Below are 15,058 nucleotides of genomic sequence, written 5' to 3'. Positions count from 1 at the left end.
ATGGACCGGGACGGCGTCGACCGCGCCCTGGCCAGGCTGGGCGCGGAGCACGAGGCCGTCGAGACCTCGCTGCTCGCCCTCCAGGACCACGCGGGGCGCCGGCTGCTGGAGGGCGCCGCGCTGACCGGGGTCACCAAGGACCGGTGGACGGCCGCCGACGCGGACATCACCCGGCTGTGGACGTACTTCGACGCCTACAGCGGGGCCCTGACGGCCGCCCGGCAGGTCCGGGAGCGGCGCCGCTGGCCGAACCGCGAGGACCTGATCGAGCTGACGGAGCGGCTGCGCGGGCCGGGGGTGCTGATCGCGGGGGCGGCGGCGGAGGGTGTCGCGCTGGCGGAGCGGCTCTCGCTCGCGGAGCTGGTGGCGCGGATGAACGATCTGTACGCGCGTTCGCTGGACGTGGTGGTCGCCGCGGACGCGGTGTGGTCGGCGCTGCCCGCCCGGATCGACCTGCTGGCCGCGGAGCTGCACCGCACGCGCTCGCTGGCCCACTCGGTGGGGGTGCGCCCGGGCGAGCACCCGTCGGGCGACGACCTGGAGGACATCACGGCCGAGCTGGCCGAGCTGCGGGCGCAGGTGATCGCGGACCCGCTGGCGTTCTGGCTGCCGGCGGCGGGGAGCGCGGCGCCGGGTGGTGGCCGTCCGGACACCGCGCGCTACGACCGGGCGGCGCTCGCGCTGGAGGACGTACGCCGTGAGGTCGAGGCGGTCTTGGACGTGCGGCAGGACGCCGAGCAGCGGCTGATCAGCCTGCGGGACGTGCTCTCGCGCGCCGACCGGACGCTGGCGGAGGCGCGGACGGCGCGCGGTGAGGTGCTGGCGAAGATCGCCGCGTCCGAGGTGCCGGCGGTGAGCGGGCCGCCGACGGTGCTGCAGGAGCAGCTGGCGGCGGCGGCCGAGCACCGGCGTCAGTCGCGCTGGCACCGGCTCTCGCCGCTGCTGGAATCCCTGGAGGTGCGGGCCGAGGAGGAACTGCGGCGGGCTCGTGAATCGTTGACGGCCGTGACGGCGCCACTGGCGGTGCGGGCCGAGCTGCGGGGGCGGCTCGACGCGTACAAGGCGAAGGTGGCCCGCCACGGAATGGCGGAGGATCCGGTGCTGGTCGAGCGGTACGACGCGGCCCGCCGGATGCTGTGGAGCGCGCCCTGCGATCTGCGGGCCGCCGAGCAGGCCGTCCTGCGGTATCAGCAGGCGGCGGCGGAGTCGCTGGTGCCGCAGCAGGCGAGGCAGGAAGATCATCGACCCGAGCAGTTCCGGCCCGAGGGGCCGGGGAAGGAGGACGCATGAGTCTGGTCGGAACCGCGTGCGTTCGCCCCGGCTGCCCGGGGACGTACGAGGACATGGGCGGCGGCGAGCTGTACTGCGACACCTGCGGGCTGGCGCCGATCGGCTCGGTCGCGGCGGGTGCGGACGATCTGGTGTCGCCCCCGACGGGGATGACGAGCGCGGCCCGGGGTTCGCTGGGATCCGGCGGCTCCCGTGGGTCTCGTGGGTCGATGGGGTCGCAGGGCTCGCACGGCTCGGCGCGGTCCTCGGCCTCGGCCCGCTCCTCCCGGTCCTCGTCCTCCCGTCGCTCGGTGTCGGGTCGGTTGTCGCGGTCCCTGCCGGGGACGGTGTCCACCCGGTCGGTGTCGGTGCGCAGTTCGGGCTCGGCGGCGTCCTCGGGGCGCAGCCGGCTGGGAGCGGGGCTGGTCAACGTTCCGGAGGTGCCGCGTCCGGATCCTTCGGCGGCGGTCCTGGAGAACCCGGAGGTGCCGGAGCGCAAGCGGTTCTGCTCGCGCTCGGACTGCGGGGCCCCGGTGGGCCGCTCCCGCGGGGACCGGCCGGGCCGGACGGAAGGGTTCTGCACGAAGTGCGGGCACCCGTACTCCTTCGTGCCCAAGCTGAACCCGGGCGATGTGGTGCGCGGCCAGTACGAGGTGGCGGGCTGCCTCGCGCACGGCGGTCTCGGCTGGGTGTACCTGGCGGTGGACCGGGCGGTCGCGGACCGGTGGGTGGTCCTGAAGGGCCTGCTCGACACGGGCGACCAGGACGCGATGGAGGCGGCGATATCGGAGCGGCGCTTCCTCGCGGAGATCGAGCACTCGAACATCGTGCGGATCTACAACTTCGTGGAGCACCTGGACCAGCGGACCGGTTCGCTGGACGGGTACATCGTCATGGAGTACGTCGGCGGCAAGTCGCTCAAGGAGATCGCCAACGAGCGGCGGCGGCCGGACGGGCGGCGCGATCCGCTGCCGGTGGAGCAGGCGTGCGCGTACGGGATCGAGGCGCTGGAGGCGCTGGGCCACCTGCACAGCAGGAACCTCCTGTACTGCGACTTCAAGGTGGACAACGCGATCCAGCAGCAGGACCAGCTGAAGCTGATCGACATGGGCGCGGTGCGCCGGATGGACGACGAGGAGTCGGCCATCTACGGCACGGTGGGCTACCAGGCGCCGGAGGTCGCGGAGCTGGGCCCGTCGGTCGCCTCCGACCTCTACACGGTGGCGCGGACGCTGGCGGTCCTGACCTTCGACTTCCAGGGCTACACGAACGTGTTCGTGGATTCGCTGCCGGACCCCGAGCACATCGAGGTGTTCAGACGGTACGAGTCCTTCTACCGGCTGCTCGTCCGGGCGACCGACCCCGACCCGGGGCGGCGGTTCTCCTCCGCGCAGGAGATGGCGGACCAGCTGACGGGCGTGCTGCGCGAGGTGGTCGCGCTCCAGACGGGCCGGCCGCGGCCGCAGCTGTCGACCCTCTTCGGCCCGGAGCTGCGCGTTCCGGACACTCGGCTGTTCGCCGACGCCCCGGGCACGGTCGTGTCCCGGCTGGGCCACCGCCCGCTCGCCTCCCGGCGGGGTGGCGGGCTGTTCGGGGTGCTCGGCCGCGGCCCGGCCCGTCCCACGGGAGCGCACTCGCCGGGCGGCGCGGCCCTGCCCGCCGGGGCCTCCGGCCCGCAGGGCCACGCGCTCACCGGTGGCACGCCGCCGGGCGGGACGCCCCTGCCCGGAGCGGCGCCCGCCGGGGCCTCCGGCCCGTGGGGACCCGCGCACAGTGGGACGGCTGTGCCCGCCGGCAGCCGGGCCGGGCTGCCCGGTACCCCGCCGGGCGGCGTCTCCCCGCCCGCGGGAGCGCCCGCCGGTGGCGTGACCCCGTACGGCTCGGGTTCCGTCCCGGCCGGGGCGCCCGGGCCGTGGGGGCAGCCGCACCTCGGCGGTCCCGCGCCCACCGGCGGCCCGGCCGGTACGGGGACGCAGGCGCCCGGAGCGGTGGGAGGCCCGGCCTCGGCGTCGCCCGCCGGGGGCGCCGGCCCGTGGGCGGCCGCGCCCTTCGGCGGGACGCCCGCGGCCGGGCCGGCCGGGGCTCCGGTCCCGGCGCTCGGGACCACCGCCACGCACGTGGCCGGGGCGGCCGTGCCGCGGGCCCGGCAGGCACCGGGCCCGGGGCCCGTACCGGCCCCGGTGTCCCCGGCCGCTCCCACCGCGGCGGCGGCCCCGGCGGGAGCGACCACCCTGGACGCCCGCGACACCGCGCTGGCGCTGCCCGTGCCGCTGGTGGACGCGGGCGATCCGAACGCGGGTTTCCTGACGGGTCTGCTGGCCTCCGCGCCGGGCGACCTGCTGAGCGCGCTGGCCTCGGCGCCCGCCGACTCGGCCGAGCTGCGGCTGCGCGAGCTGCGGGCCCGGCTGGAGCTGGGCGAGCTGTCCTCGGCCGGGCGCACCCTGGCGGAGCTGGAGGCCCGGCATCCGGACGACTGGCGGGTGGTGTGGGCCCGCGGCATCGCCTCGCTGGCCATCGGTGACAACGAGATCGCGGCGCTGTCCTTCGACGCGATCTACGACGCCTTCCCGGGCGAGCCCGCGCCGAAGCTGGCCCTCGGGCTGTGTGCGGAGGTGCTGGGGCAGCTGGACAACGCCGCCGAGTACTACCGGCTCGTGTGGATCACCGACCCGGGGTTCGTGAGCGCGGCCTTCGGGCTGGCCCGGGTCCAGCTGGCCGCCGGTGACCGGGACGGAGCCGTGCGGACGCTGGAGTCCGTACCGGAGGCGTCCATCCACTACACCGCCGCCCGGGTGGCGGCGGTACGCGCACGTCTGCACGACCGGTCCCCGCAGGAGGCGCTGCTGGCCGACCTGGCGGCGGCAGCCGACCAGGTGGAGGCCCTGCGGCGGTTCGGGCTGGACCCGGAGCGGCGGGAGCGGCTCGCGACGGAGGTTCTGGGCTCGGCCCTGGACTGGGTACTGTCGGGTAGCCGGGGTTCCGACCCCGGCCGGACCTCGCTGCTCGGCAGTCAACTGGACGAGCGGGGCCTGCGCTTCGGACTGGAGCGCTCGTACCGCGTCCTCGCACGGCTTGCGCGGCGTGGCGAGGAGAGGATCGAACTGGTGGAGCGGGCAAACCGTTTCCGTCCCCGGACGTGGGTGTGAGTGATGTCGATGCATCGGCTGTCGGGCTGCCCCAGCTGCGCGGAACCCCTGGAGGAGGGTGACCGTTTCTGCGGCGTCTGCGGCTACGCCGTGACCGCCCCTCCCCCGGGTGCGTCCGCGGACCATCCGACCAGGCCCATCCCACCGGCCCCGCCGGCCGTCCCCGCGGGCGGCTACGGGACCCCGGCGCCCGGCGCGCACCACGACGGCGCCGCCGAACCGGCGCCCGGCTGGGGCAGCGTGGCCGCGGCCGCGCCGACGCTCGTCGACGAGCCGGCCGGCTGGAGCGCCGCCACGTCGGAGCCCGGGCTCCTGCCGCACCCGGGCCCGGCCGAGGCCGCGTACGGGAGCCCGGGCCACCAGGGCCCGTACGGCACCGGCACGCCCCCGGAGGGGACCGCGTGGGAATCGGACGACGGTCCGTACGCCCCCGGGTCCGCCCCGGAGCAGGGGTACGTCGGCCGGCCCCGCGGCAGCGCCGCGGACGGACCCGAGCCGGCGCCGGACGGCCCGTCCGGGCCCCGGCCCTCCGGCCCGCAGGGCTGGGCGGACGGCGCCGAGACCCGCCACGACCGGCCCGGCGGCAGCCCCGGCACGCCCGCGGAGGAGACGCCCTGGGCCACGGGCGAAGCCCCGTACGAGACAGCCCCGTACGAGGCGGCACCCTACGAAAACGGGTCCCAGCCGGGTGCGGCGGCCGGCGGCAAGACCTGCGTCGCCTGCCGGGCCGGACACGTGGACACCGACGGGTACTGCGAGCACTGCGGGCACGCACAGCCCCGGGAGCGGGACCACCTCGAAGAGGAGCTCGGGAGCGTCGCCGCCGTCAGTGACCGGGGGCTGCGCCACCACCGCAACGAGGACTCCTTCGCCGTGGCGGCCACCGCCCTGCCCGACGGGTCCGCCGCCACCGTGGCCATCGTCTGCGACGGCGTCTCCTCCGCGAGCCGCCCCGACGAGGCCTCGGCCGCCGCGGCCGGCGCCGCCAACGAGGCGCTGCTGGAGGCGCTGCCGCGCGGCGCCCACCCGCAGGAGGCCATGCACGAGGCGATCCTGGCCGCCGCCGCCGCGGTGAACGCCCTGGCCCCGGAGACCCCGGGCGCGCAGAACGCGCCTGCCTGCACCCTGGTGGGCGCGGTCGTCAGCGGCGGCCTGCTGACCATCGGCTGGGTGGGCGACAGCCGTGCGTACTGGGTGCCCGACGACCGTGCGGCGCTGCCGCGCCGGCTCACCGAGGACGACTCGTGGGCCGCGCAGATGGTCGCCGCCGGTCTGATGGGCGAGGCCGAGGCCTACGCGGACGTCCGCGCGCACGCCATCACCGGCTGGCTGGGGGCCGACGCGTACGACCTCGAACCGCACACCGCGACCTTCAAGCCCGACCACCCCGGGGTGGTGGTGGTCTGCACCGACGGACTGTGGAACTACGCGGAGTCCGCACGCGAGATGGCCCAGGTGCTGCCCGCCGACGCCGCGACCCGCCCGCTGCACAGCGCGCAGGTCCTGGTGGGGCACGCCCTCGACGGCGGCGGCCACGACAACGTCACCGTGGCCGTGGTGCCGTTCGCCACGCACCCCGAGCAGCAACCGGAACCCGATGCGGAGCCGGGCCCGGCAGCACGACCGGAACCGGAAGCGCGCCCGCAGGTCTGACCCGCCTGCCCAAGCCACCTAGGAGTCCCACCGATGGCGAATTTCGCCAAGCCGAGCGCCCCGCGCTTCACCGTGGAGGTGTACCAGAACGAGTTCCTCCCCGAGGGCGGGCGGGACGTCCACGCCATCGTCACGGTCACCGCCACCGGGGGTGCCGCGGCCACCCGGGCGGCGGCCGCCGACGGCACGGCCGCCGTCGTGATCATGGTCGACTGCTCGGGGTCCATGGAGTACCCGCCGGAGAAGATGCGGGGCGCCCGCGAGGCCACGGCGGCGGCCGTCGACACCCTGCGCGACGGCACCGCCTTCGCCGTGATCGCCGGTACGCACGTGGCCAAGGAGGTCTACCCGGGCCAAGGCCGCCTCGCCGTGGCCGACCCGACGACCCGGGCCCAGGCCAAGGAGGCCCTGCGCGGGCTCAGCTCCGGCGGCGGCACCGCCATCGGCACCTGGTTGCGGCTCGCCGACGGCCTGCTGCGCGGCTCGACGGCCGTCATCCGGCACGGCATCCTGCTCACCGACGGCCGCAACGAGCACGAGGAGCCGGGCGTCCTCCGGGCCACCCTCGACGCCTGCGCGGGCCGCTTCACCTGCGACGCCCGCGGGGTGGGGACCGACTGGGAGGTCAAGGAGGTCACGGGCATCGCGAGCGCGCTGCTCGGCTCCGCCGACATCGTGGCCGACCCGGCGCACCTGACCGAGGACTTCACGCGCATGATGGAGAACGTCATGGGCAAGGAGGTCGCGGACGTCGCCCTGCGCCTGTGGACCCCGGTCGGCGCGGAGATCCAGTACGTGAAGCAGGTCGCGCCCGCCGTGCAGGACCTGACCGACCGCCGCGTCGCGGCGGGCCCGCGCGCCGGCGACTACCCGACCGGCTCGTGGGGCGACGAGTCCCGCGAGTACCACGTGTGCGTGCGCGTCCCGGGTGCGGCCGTCGGCCAGGAGATGCTCGCCGCCCGCGCCACGCTCGTCCTGCCGGGAGCGGCGGGCGGGTCCGAGACCGTTCTCGCCCAGGGCCTGGTGCGCGCGGTGTGGACGACCGATCTGGCCGCGTCCACCGCCATCAGCCCGCAGGTCGCCCACTACACCGGGCAGGCGGAGCTGGCGCAGGCCATCCAACAGGGCCTGGAAGCCCGCAAACTGGGCGATGTCGATGGCGCCACGGCCAAACTGGGACGCGCCGTACAACTGGCGAGCGCCTCCGGGAACGCCGACACAGCCAAGCTCCTGGCGAAGGTGGTGGATGTCGTGGACGCCGTGGCGGGTACTGTGCGGCTGAAAGCCAGGGTCGCCGATGCCGACGAGATGACTCTTGAAACGCGATCGACGCAGACCGTCCGAGTGAAGAAGTCCTGAGACCTGACGTGAAGACGCAGGGAGAAGAAGGGGGAAGCGCCGCCATGCCGACCTGCCCGAACGGGCACCAGTCCGCCTCCGACGACTGGTGCGAGGTCTGCGGCCACCGCATGGGTGCCCCGGAGGGGCCTCCCGCGGTGCCCTCCTACGGCTACGGTTTCCCCCCGACCGCCGGTGAGCCGACCGCCCAGGCCGAGCTCTGCCCCCAGTGCCGGACCCCGCGCGAGGCCATGGCCCCGTTCTGCGAGGAGTGCCGGTACAACTTCCTGACCCGTTCGGCGACCTCGTACGCGCCGCCGGCGCCGGACGCGGGCCCGCAGCCGACGGGTGCGGGCGCCGTTCCCGGTCCTGGTGCTGGTCCCGGTCCGGGCCCTGGTCCCGGTCCGGGTCCGGGCCCCGGTGGTACGCCTCCGCCGCCCGTGCCCGCTCCCGGGAACTACTCCCAGGACCACTTCGAGTACCAGGGCTCGCGGCCGTCCCGGGTCAACCGGCCGGCCGAGCCGCTCCAGCGCGAGGACGACTGGCTGCTGCCGCCGCCCGCGCACGAGCAGCCGCGGGAGTACCAGCAGCCCGCGCAGCCCCAGTACCAGCAGCAGCCCCCGCCGCAGCAGCGGGAGTACCAGCAGGAGTACCAGCAGCAGGCCCCGCCGCAGCAGCACTACCAGCAGCAGCCTCCGCCTCAGCAGCACCAGCCCTTCCCGCCCCAGGGCGGCGCCTGGTCCGCGACGATCGGCCCCGACCGCTCGTACTTCATGGCGATGATGCAGCGCAGCGGCCCCGAGGCGGCCGGGCTCAACCTGCCCGCCTACTCCCCGGAGCAGCATCTTCCGCTCTCCGGCGGCCAGATCACCATCGGGCGCCGCCGCGCCTCCACGGGCGAGTCCCCCGACATCGACCTGTCGGTGCCGCCGGAGGACCCGGGCGTCTCCCACCAGCACGCGGTCCTCGTCCAGCAGCCCGACCTCAGCTGGGCGGTGGTGGACCAGAACTCCACCAACGGCACCACCATCAACGGGGGCGAGGAGCCGATCCAGCCCTACGTCCCGGTCCCGCTCGCCGACGGCGACCGCGTCCACGTGGGCGCCTGGACCACGATCACCATCCGCCGCGGCTGATCACGCCTCCCCCAGGGGCCATACGTAGGGCCCCTGGGGATCGTCGAGCCAGGACCACTGGCCCTCCGGACTGACCGAGACCCCGAAGCGCTCGCGGGCCGGACGGCCCTCGCTGCGCCACAGGTCCAGGGCCTCGCGGGGGTGCAGTACGCCTGCGGTGAGCACGAGCATGAACTGGAACCGCTCGTTCTCCACCAGCTCGTACGGGATCCCGTACGTCGTCCCGCCCGGCTCGGGCGGCGGCGAGGCGGTGGCCCCGCGCAGCGGGACGAAGTACGCCGAGGTGTGCAGGAAGCGGCCCTCCGCGAAACCGGCGTCCCGCACCGTGAGCGCGATCAGCCCGGTCGACAGCGGGGCCAGGATCCGCGCGCCCGGCCGGCACTGGCCGAGCCAGGCGTGCGGGATCAGCGGCAGCGTGCAGGTCACCATGATCCGGTCGAAGGGGGCCCGGGAGGGGCAGCCGCGCGCGCCGTCCCCGGTGACCACGGCCGGATGGTAGCCGAGCCGGGCCAGGTGCGCCCGCGCGGACTCGGTGATCTCCTCGTCCAGGTCCACGGTGGTGACGTGCTCGTCGCCGAGCCGGTGGCAGAGCAGGGCCGCGTTGTAGCCGGTGCCCGCGCCGATCTCCAGGACGTCGTCGCCGTCGCGCACGTCGAGGGCGTGCAGCATTTTCGCCATCAGGGAGGGCTGGCTGCTGGAGGAGACCAGCCGGCCGTCGCGCAGCCGGGTCGCCAGCGGGGTGTCGATGTAGACCCCGCGCAGCCAGCGGGCCCGGCGTTCGGGGTCGGGGTCCTCGGCCCAGAGCCGCTCGTGGCCGGCGCCGCGGCCGGTCCAGAAGTAGGGGACGAAGACGTGCCGGGGCACGGCGGCGAACGCCGCCCGCCAGCGCGGATCCTCCAGCACCCCGGCGGCGGTCAGCTCCCGCACCTGGGCGGCGTGCGCGGTCTCCCGCAGATCGCGCGTCTCGGTGCGTGCGGTGTGTGCGCCCATGCCTCCACTGTCCTGCGCATGGCCTTCGCGTGCGAACGCGCGGCCCCTGCCGGCCGCCGTGGAAGAGTCCTAGGACCCCGGTCCTCCGTCCGGGTGTCTGAGACGATGGTCAGGTGAATGAGATTCCGCGGGGCACGGTTCAGGAGCAGACCTTTTACGAGCAGGTGGGCGGGGAGGACACCTTCCGCCGCCTCGTCCGGCGCTTCTACGAGGGGGTCGCCGAGGACCCGCTGCTGCGCCCGATGTACCCGGAGGAGGACCTGGGCCCCGCCGAGGAACGGTTCACGCTGTTCCTGATCCAGTACTGGGGCGGGCCGACCACCTACAGCCAGCACCGCGGGCACCCGCGCCTGCGGATGCGGCACGCGCCGTTCCAGGTGGACGCTGCGGCGCACGACGCCTGGCTGAAGCACATGCGGGTCGCCGTGGACGAGCTGGGCCTGGCGCCGGAGCACGAGGCGCAGCTGTGGAAGTACCTGACGTACGCCGCCGCCTCGATGATCAACACGGCGGGCTAGGGCCCGGCCGGGCCCGCGGGCCGACGGTCAGACCGGGCGGACGGTCAGACCGGGCGGACCTGGAGGGCGCCCAGGCCGCCGGTGGCGCCGGGGCGGCGGGTGGCGACGGAGCCGTACGGAGTGCGCAGCCGCAGCCAGCTCCCGGCGGCGAGCAACGCCACGGGGTCGGGGGCGGCGGGCGCGGGGGCTGCGGGCGCGGAGGCGGGCACGGCGGTCCGTACCGGCCGCAGGAACCCCAGGGACTGCGCGGCGTGGACGACGCGCAGCGGAAGCTCGGTGTCGCCCAGGGTGCGGGACCAGATCTCGCGGCCGATGCGGTCGCGCTCGGACCGGGTCCGGTGCTGCGCCGGCAGGGCCTCGTCGCGGGCGCGGAACTCGGCGACGGCGGCCGCCACGGCCTCGCCCATCTCCCGCGGGCCGGGCAGCCCCGGCAGCTGCCGCCAGCCGCCGCGGGGCGGGAGCACCCCGGTCCAGGGCGGTCCGGTGACCGGCCCGGGCACGGTGGCCGCGGCCGAGGCCTCGTCCACGGACTCCAGGAGCTCGCCGGCGGACACGGTCAGGTCGAGCGGGGTGGCGACGGGCGCGGCGAGCCGCACCGTACGGATGGCCAGGACCTCGAAGGACGGTGGCCGTCCGAAGACGCCGAGCGCACCGCCGCCCGCCTGGAGGCGGACGGCGGCGGCGCGGTCGTAGTGCACCAGCCGGCCCAGGAAGGCGGTGAGGTCCGCCGCCTCCCCGGAGTCGGCGAAGCGCAACTGGTCGTTCATGCCGCGAGGCGTCCTTCCCGGCGGTCGCCGGAAGCGGAGGCGGACGCGGAGGAAGAAGCGGAAGCAGACGCACCCGCCGACGCGGCCACGGGCTCGTCGAGGTACTCCTCCAGGAAGCGCCTCTCCTCGGCCGTGATGCGGCGGGGCCGCCCCGCGGCGAGGTCGTAGGGCACGACCACGGTCTCGGCGCGCACGTAGACCGTCTCGGGCGCGTCCTCGGTCGCCTCGTCCTTGACCTCGTAGCGGATGGTCAGGGACGCGGCGCCTATCCGGGTCACCCAGGACTCGATGAGGACCGGCTCGTGACGGTGCACGAGGGGCAGCTTGTAGTCGATCTCGTGACGGGCCACGACGGAGCCGCCCGTGAAGGATTCGCTGCCCTCCCCCGGCGCGAGGCGGAACATGAAGTCGATCCGCGCCTCCTCCAGGTAACGGAGGAAGACGACGTTGTTGACGTGCCCGAAGGCATCCATGTCCGCCCAGCGCAGGGGGCACCGGTAGTGGTGTCTGGCCATGACGGCTACCTCAGCCTCGGGTGAGCTTCTTGTAGGTGGCACGGTGCGGGCGGGTGGCGTCCGCACCGAGACGCTCGACCTTGTTCTTCTCGTACGACTCGAAGTTGCCCTCGAACCAGTACCACTTGGACTCGCCCTCGTACGCCAGGATGTGCGTGGCGACTCGGTCGAGGAACCAGCGGTCGTGGGAGATGACCACGGCGGCACCGGGGAATTCGAGCAGGGCGTTCTCCAGGGAGGAGAGCGTCTCGACGTCGAGGTCGTTGGTGGGCTCGTCGAGGAGCAGCAGGTTGCCGCCCTCCTTGAGCGTCAGCGCCAGGTTGAGGCGGTTGCGCTCACCACCGGAGAGAACGCCGGCCGGCTTCTGCTGGTCCGGGCCCTTGAAGCCGAAGGCGCTGACGTACGCGCGGGACGGCATCTCGACCTGGCCCACGTTGATGTAGTCCAGCTCGTCCGACACGACCGCCCAGAGGGTCTTCTTGGGGTCGATGTTGGCGCGGGACTGGTCGACGTACGAGATCTTGACGGTCTCGCCGATCTTGACGGAGCCGGAGTCCGGCGCCTCCAGGCCCTGGATCATCTTGAAGAGCGTGGTCTTGCCGGCGCCGTTGGGGCCGATGATGCCCACGATGCCGTTGCGCGGGAGGGTGAAGGACAGGTCGTCGATCAGCACCTTGTCGCCGAAGGCCTTGGAGAGGTTGTTGACCTCGACGACGATGGAACCGAGGCGCGGGCCCGGCGGGATCTGGATCTCCTCGAAGTCCAGCTTCCGCATCTTGTCCGCCTCGGCCGCCATCTCCTCGTAGCGGGCCAGACGGGCCTTGGACTTGGTCTGACGCCCCTTGGCGTTGGACCGCACCCACTCCAGCTCTTCCTTGAGGCGCTTCTGGCGCTTCTCGTCCTTGCGGCCCTCGACCTTGAGACGGGTGGCCTTCTTCTCCAGGTAGGTGGAGTAGTTGCCCTCGTACGGGTGCGCGCGGCCGCGGTCGAGCTCGAGGATCCACTCGGCGACGTTGTTGAGGAAGTAGCGGTCGTGGGTCACGGCCACGACGGCGCCCTTGTACTGGGAGAGGTGCTGCTCCAGCCAGTTCACCGACTCGGCGTCGAGGTGGTTGGTGGGCTCGTCGAGGAGGAGCAGGTCCGGGGCCTCGATCAGCAGCTTGCAGAGCGCGACGCGGCGCTTCTCGCCACCGGAGAGGTTGGTGACGGGCCAGTCGCCGGGCGGGCAGCCCAGGGCGTCCATGGCCTGCTCCAGCTGGGCGTCGAGGTCCCAGGCGTTGGCGTGGTCCAGGTCCTCCTGGAGCTTGCCCATCTCGTCCATGAGCGCGTCGGTGTAGTCGGTCGCCATCAGCTCGGCGACCTCGTTGAAGCGCTTGAGCTTGCCCATGACCTCGGCGGCGCCGTCCTGCACGTTCTCCAGGACGGTCTTCGACTCGTCGAGCTTGGGCTCCTGCATGAGGATGCCGACGGTGAAGCCGGGCGTGATGAAGGCATCGCCGTTGGACGGCTGCTCCAGGCCCGCCATGATCTTCAGAACGGTGGACTTACCGGCACCGTTCGGGCCGACCACACCGATCTTCGCGCCGGGCAGGAAGTTCAGGGTGACGTCATCAAGAATCACCTTGTCGCCGTGCGCCTTGCGCGTCTTGCGCATGGTGTAGATGAACTCAGCCAAGAGAAACCGTCCGGCAGATCGATGGTGGGCAGATACACCCCATCTTGCCGTACGTCCATACCCGCGGGCGAATGGGTAGGTCAGACCCCCCTGAGCTGGGGCGCGGCCCGGGGTCGGCGCGCGGTGGGCTGCGCGCTACGGGCCACGGCCGGTGACCGGCCGGGTGGACCGGTGTGTCGAGTCCCGACTTTCCGGGTGTGGGGCGCGATGGAGTGACGACGCCTGATCGCCACCCTCCTGGCCGGCGGAGCAGCCTCGCTCACCTCCACCTCCACCGCCTTCGCCGCTCCCACCACGACCACCGCAAACGTCACCACCGACACCGACACCGACACCGACACCGACACCGACAGCCTCGCGCACCGTCAAGACCATCACCAAGACTCCCAGGACCGTGAAGACGATCCACAAGACGCCCAGGACCGACAGCGAGTGGGAGAACGTCATGTGGTCGGCGGATCGCGAGATGAGCAAGGTCCACAACGAACTTTGAGGGTCGGGTGCTCGGCGGGCTGCTCCTGGGCGGGGGCGGCGCGGTGGCGGGGTCAGCGGGGGCGGTAGATCGTGAGGGCTTCCGGGAGTTCGTCGATGACCAGGGCGGTGGGGGCTTCGGCGTATTCGCCGTCGTAGGCGAACGGGGTGCCCGGGGGGATGTCGCCGATCCGGAGGCTGCGCAGGCGGGTGGCGGTGTGGACCGGGGAGCGGCTCAGGGGGCCCGCGAGGGCGGCGGCCAGGAGGCGGGGGCCGGGGCGGCCGCCGCCGTAGACGATCCGGAGGTCGAGCAGGCCCTCGCCGAGGCTGTCACGGCGGCGGGGGGTGGGGCCGGTGCCGTGGTAGGTGCCGTTGCCGGCGAAGAGCAGCCACACGCTCCGGGGCCGCCCGGCCAGCCGCAGCCGTACGGGCCGCTGGGAGCGCAGTACCCGCCAGGCCGCCAGCAGCGCCGCGGGGCCGCCGCCGATGCGCGGGCCCCAGCGCAGCCGGTGGCCCAGCAGCTCCGGGTAGGCGCCGATGCTGAAGTTGTTCAGGAAGTAGCCGGGCTCCGCGGCCGGGCCTTCCCCGGAGCCGGGGGAGAAGCGGCCCACGCCGACGCGGACGGCGTGCCCCTCGGCCACGGCGCGGCAGGTGTCCTCGCTGCCGACGAGGCCGAGGTCCATGGCGAAGTGGTTGAGGGTGCCGCCGGGGAACACGGCCAGCGGTACCCCGGCGCGCAGGGCGGCGGTGGCGGCCGCGTTGATCGTGCCGTCGCCCCCGCAGACCCCGAGCACGGCGGCCCGCCCCGCCGCCGCCGTCAGGGCGGGGACCAGCTCCTCGCCCGCGCACTCGATCACCTCGGCTTTGGGGAGCCGGGTGCGCAGGAGGTCGAGCCCCGCTTCGGCGGCCGTTCCCGACCCGGTGTTGACCACCACGGTCAGCCCGGCCCCGTCGGGCAGCGCGGGCGCTCCGGCGGCCGCCCGTTCGTCGCCCGGCACGACCCGCGCCTCCTGTACGTTCCGCGCGAGGCGGCGTACGACTCCGGCCGCGGCCACCCCCAGCGCCGCGCCCGCGACCACGTCGGAGGGGTAGTGCACCCCGGTGTAGACGCGGGAGAACGCCACGGATGCGGCCACCGGGGCCAGCGCCGCCGCCCAGCCCGGAGACTCCAGTGCCAGTCCTGCGGTGAAGGCGAACGCCGACGCCGAGTGCCCGGACGGGAAGGAGGTGGTCTGCGGCTGCGTCGCCAGCCGCCGCACGGCGGGCACCCCGTCCAGCAGCGGGCGCGGCCGGCGTACGGACCACTTGCCGACGGTGTTGATGGTCGCGGAGGCCAGCGCGAGCGAGGCGACCGCGCGCCCGGCCGCCTTGCGGCCCTTGGTTGAGCCGAAGACGGCGATCGCCGCGGCGGCCCCGCTCCACAGCACGCCGTGGTTCGCGGCCCGCCCGAGCCGGGGCAGCACCCGGTCGGCCCCGGGCCAGTGCCGCCGGGCCACCACGTCGAACAACTGCCGGTCCCATCGGGCGACGACACCCTGCCAGGTCAGTTCCTGATCAGCCATCCCCTGCCCCTACCCGGG

Annotated in this window: 11 protein-coding genes; 6 read left to right on the top strand and 5 right to left on the bottom strand. The window is 74.4% G+C overall.

Features of this window, described 5'->3' with window-relative positions; genetic code table 11:
- From IF88_RS0113680 to IF88_RS0113660, 5 genes are read left to right on the top strand one after another with little or no spacing between them, the layout of a single operon-like run.
- Positions 1 to 1,290 (top strand): hypothetical protein, encoded by a 1,290-nt coding sequence (locus IF88_RS0113680; protein ID WP_030710746.1) that lies wholly within the window; start codon positions 1 to 3, stop codon positions 1,288 to 1,290.
- Positions 1,287 to 4,415 (top strand): tetratricopeptide repeat protein, encoded by a 3,129-nt coding sequence (locus IF88_RS0113675; protein WP_030710745.1) that lies wholly within the window; start codon positions 1,287 to 1,289, stop codon positions 4,413 to 4,415. The genes IF88_RS0113680 and IF88_RS0113675 overlap by 4 nt, the downstream gene beginning before the upstream one ends.
- A gap of 3 nt (positions 4,416 to 4,418) precedes the next feature.
- Entirely contained in the window at positions 4,419 to 6,068 is a 1,650-nt protein-coding gene (locus IF88_RS47775; RefSeq protein ID WP_234323519.1) for a protein phosphatase 2C domain-containing protein, read from the top strand.
- Positions 6,069 to 6,101: 33 nt separating this feature from the next.
- Entirely contained in the window at positions 6,102 to 7,427 is a 1,326-nt protein-coding gene (locus IF88_RS0113665; RefSeq protein WP_030710741.1) for a VWA domain-containing protein, read from the top strand.
- Between the two features lie 44 nt (positions 7,428 to 7,471).
- Entirely contained in the window at positions 7,472 to 8,542 is a 1,071-nt protein-coding gene (locus tag IF88_RS0113660; RefSeq protein ID WP_030710739.1) for an FHA domain-containing protein, read from the top strand.
- On the opposite strand, the gene IF88_RS0113655 is transcribed toward IF88_RS0113660, so the two are convergent.
- Positions 8,543 to 9,532 carry a methyltransferase domain-containing protein gene (locus tag IF88_RS0113655; protein WP_030710737.1) on the bottom strand — a complete coding sequence of 330 codons (990 nt, stop codon included), beginning with the start codon at positions 9,530 to 9,532 and terminating at the stop codon, positions 8,543 to 8,545.
- A 113-nt stretch (positions 9,533 to 9,645) separates the two neighbouring features.
- On the opposite strand from IF88_RS0113655, the gene IF88_RS0113650 reads away from it, so the two are divergent.
- The gene (locus IF88_RS0113650) at positions 9,646 to 10,050 is read left to right on the top strand and encodes a globin (RefSeq protein ID WP_030710735.1); all 405 of its coding nucleotides are present in this window, start codon (positions 9,646 to 9,648) and stop codon (positions 10,048 to 10,050) included.
- Between the two features lie 44 nt (positions 10,051 to 10,094).
- Here IF88_RS0113650 and IF88_RS0113645 read toward each other — a convergent pair whose 3' ends face one another.
- The 4 genes from IF88_RS0113645 to IF88_RS0113625 all read right to left on the bottom strand — a co-directional run bounded on the left by IF88_RS0113645 (position 10,095) and on the right by IF88_RS0113625 (position 15,040).
- On the bottom strand, positions 10,095 to 10,817 hold the full coding sequence (locus IF88_RS0113645; RefSeq protein ID WP_030710733.1) for a hypothetical protein: 723 nt from the start codon (positions 10,815 to 10,817) through the stop codon (positions 10,095 to 10,097).
- Positions 10,814 to 11,332 carry an acyl-CoA thioesterase gene (locus IF88_RS0113640; protein ID WP_051836834.1) on the bottom strand — a complete coding sequence of 173 codons (519 nt, stop codon included), beginning with the start codon at positions 11,330 to 11,332 and terminating at the stop codon, positions 10,814 to 10,816. Before IF88_RS0113640 ends, IF88_RS0113645 begins: the two co-directional genes overlap by 4 nt.
- 10 nt (positions 11,333 to 11,342) lie before the next feature.
- The gene (gene ettA, locus IF88_RS0113635) at positions 11,343 to 13,007 is read right to left on the bottom strand and encodes an energy-dependent translational throttle protein EttA (RefSeq protein ID WP_030710729.1); all 1,665 of its coding nucleotides are present in this window, start codon (positions 13,005 to 13,007) and stop codon (positions 11,343 to 11,345) included.
- Positions 13,008 to 13,552: 545 nt separating this feature from the next.
- Positions 13,553 to 15,040, bottom strand: coding sequence for a bifunctional phosphatase PAP2/diacylglycerol kinase family protein (locus IF88_RS0113625; RefSeq protein WP_030710728.1), 1,488 nt, complete (start codon positions 15,038 to 15,040; stop codon positions 13,553 to 13,555).
- Between the last annotated feature and the right edge of the window lie 18 nt (positions 15,041 to 15,058).

This window comes from Streptomyces sp. NRRL F-2580 (genome assembly GCF_000720115.1).
Lineage (GTDB): Bacteria > Actinomycetota > Actinomycetes > Streptomycetales > Streptomycetaceae > Streptomyces.
The sequence above is the reverse complement of the archived record's forward strand: the minus strand, read 5'-3'. Positions and strand labels throughout refer to the sequence as shown.

What these genes read in the sequence shown, in the direction of transcription:
- IF88_RS0113680 (WP_030710746.1), top strand. Translation starts at nt 1, where the DNA reads ATGGACCGGGACGGCGTCGACCGCGCCCTGGCCAGGCTGGGCGCGGAG.
- IF88_RS0113675 (WP_030710745.1), top strand. Translation starts at nt 1,287, where the DNA reads ATGAGTCTGGTCGGAACCGCGTGCGTTCGCCCCGGCTGCCCGGGGACG.
- IF88_RS47775 (WP_234323519.1), top strand. Translation starts at nt 4,419, where the DNA reads ATGTCGATGCATCGGCTGTCGGGCTGCCCCAGCTGCGCGGAACCCCTG.
- IF88_RS0113665 (WP_030710741.1), top strand. Translation starts at nt 6,102, where the DNA reads ATGGCGAATTTCGCCAAGCCGAGCGCCCCGCGCTTCACCGTGGAGGTG.
- IF88_RS0113660 (WP_030710739.1), top strand. Translation starts at nt 7,472, where the DNA reads ATGCCGACCTGCCCGAACGGGCACCAGTCCGCCTCCGACGACTGGTGC.
- IF88_RS0113655 (WP_030710737.1), bottom strand. Translation starts at nt 9,532, where the DNA reads ATGGGCGCACACACCGCACGCACCGAGACGCGCGATCTGCGGGAGACC.
- IF88_RS0113645 (WP_030710733.1), bottom strand. Translation starts at nt 10,817, where the DNA reads ATGAACGACCAGTTGCGCTTCGCCGACTCCGGGGAGGCGGCGGACCTC.
- IF88_RS0113640 (WP_051836834.1), bottom strand. Translation starts at nt 11,332, where the DNA reads ATGGCCAGACACCACTACCGGTGCCCCCTGCGCTGGGCGGACATGGAT.
- IF88_RS0113625 (WP_030710728.1), bottom strand. Translation starts at nt 15,040, where the DNA reads ATGGCTGATCAGGAACTGACCTGGCAGGGTGTCGTCGCCCGATGGGAC.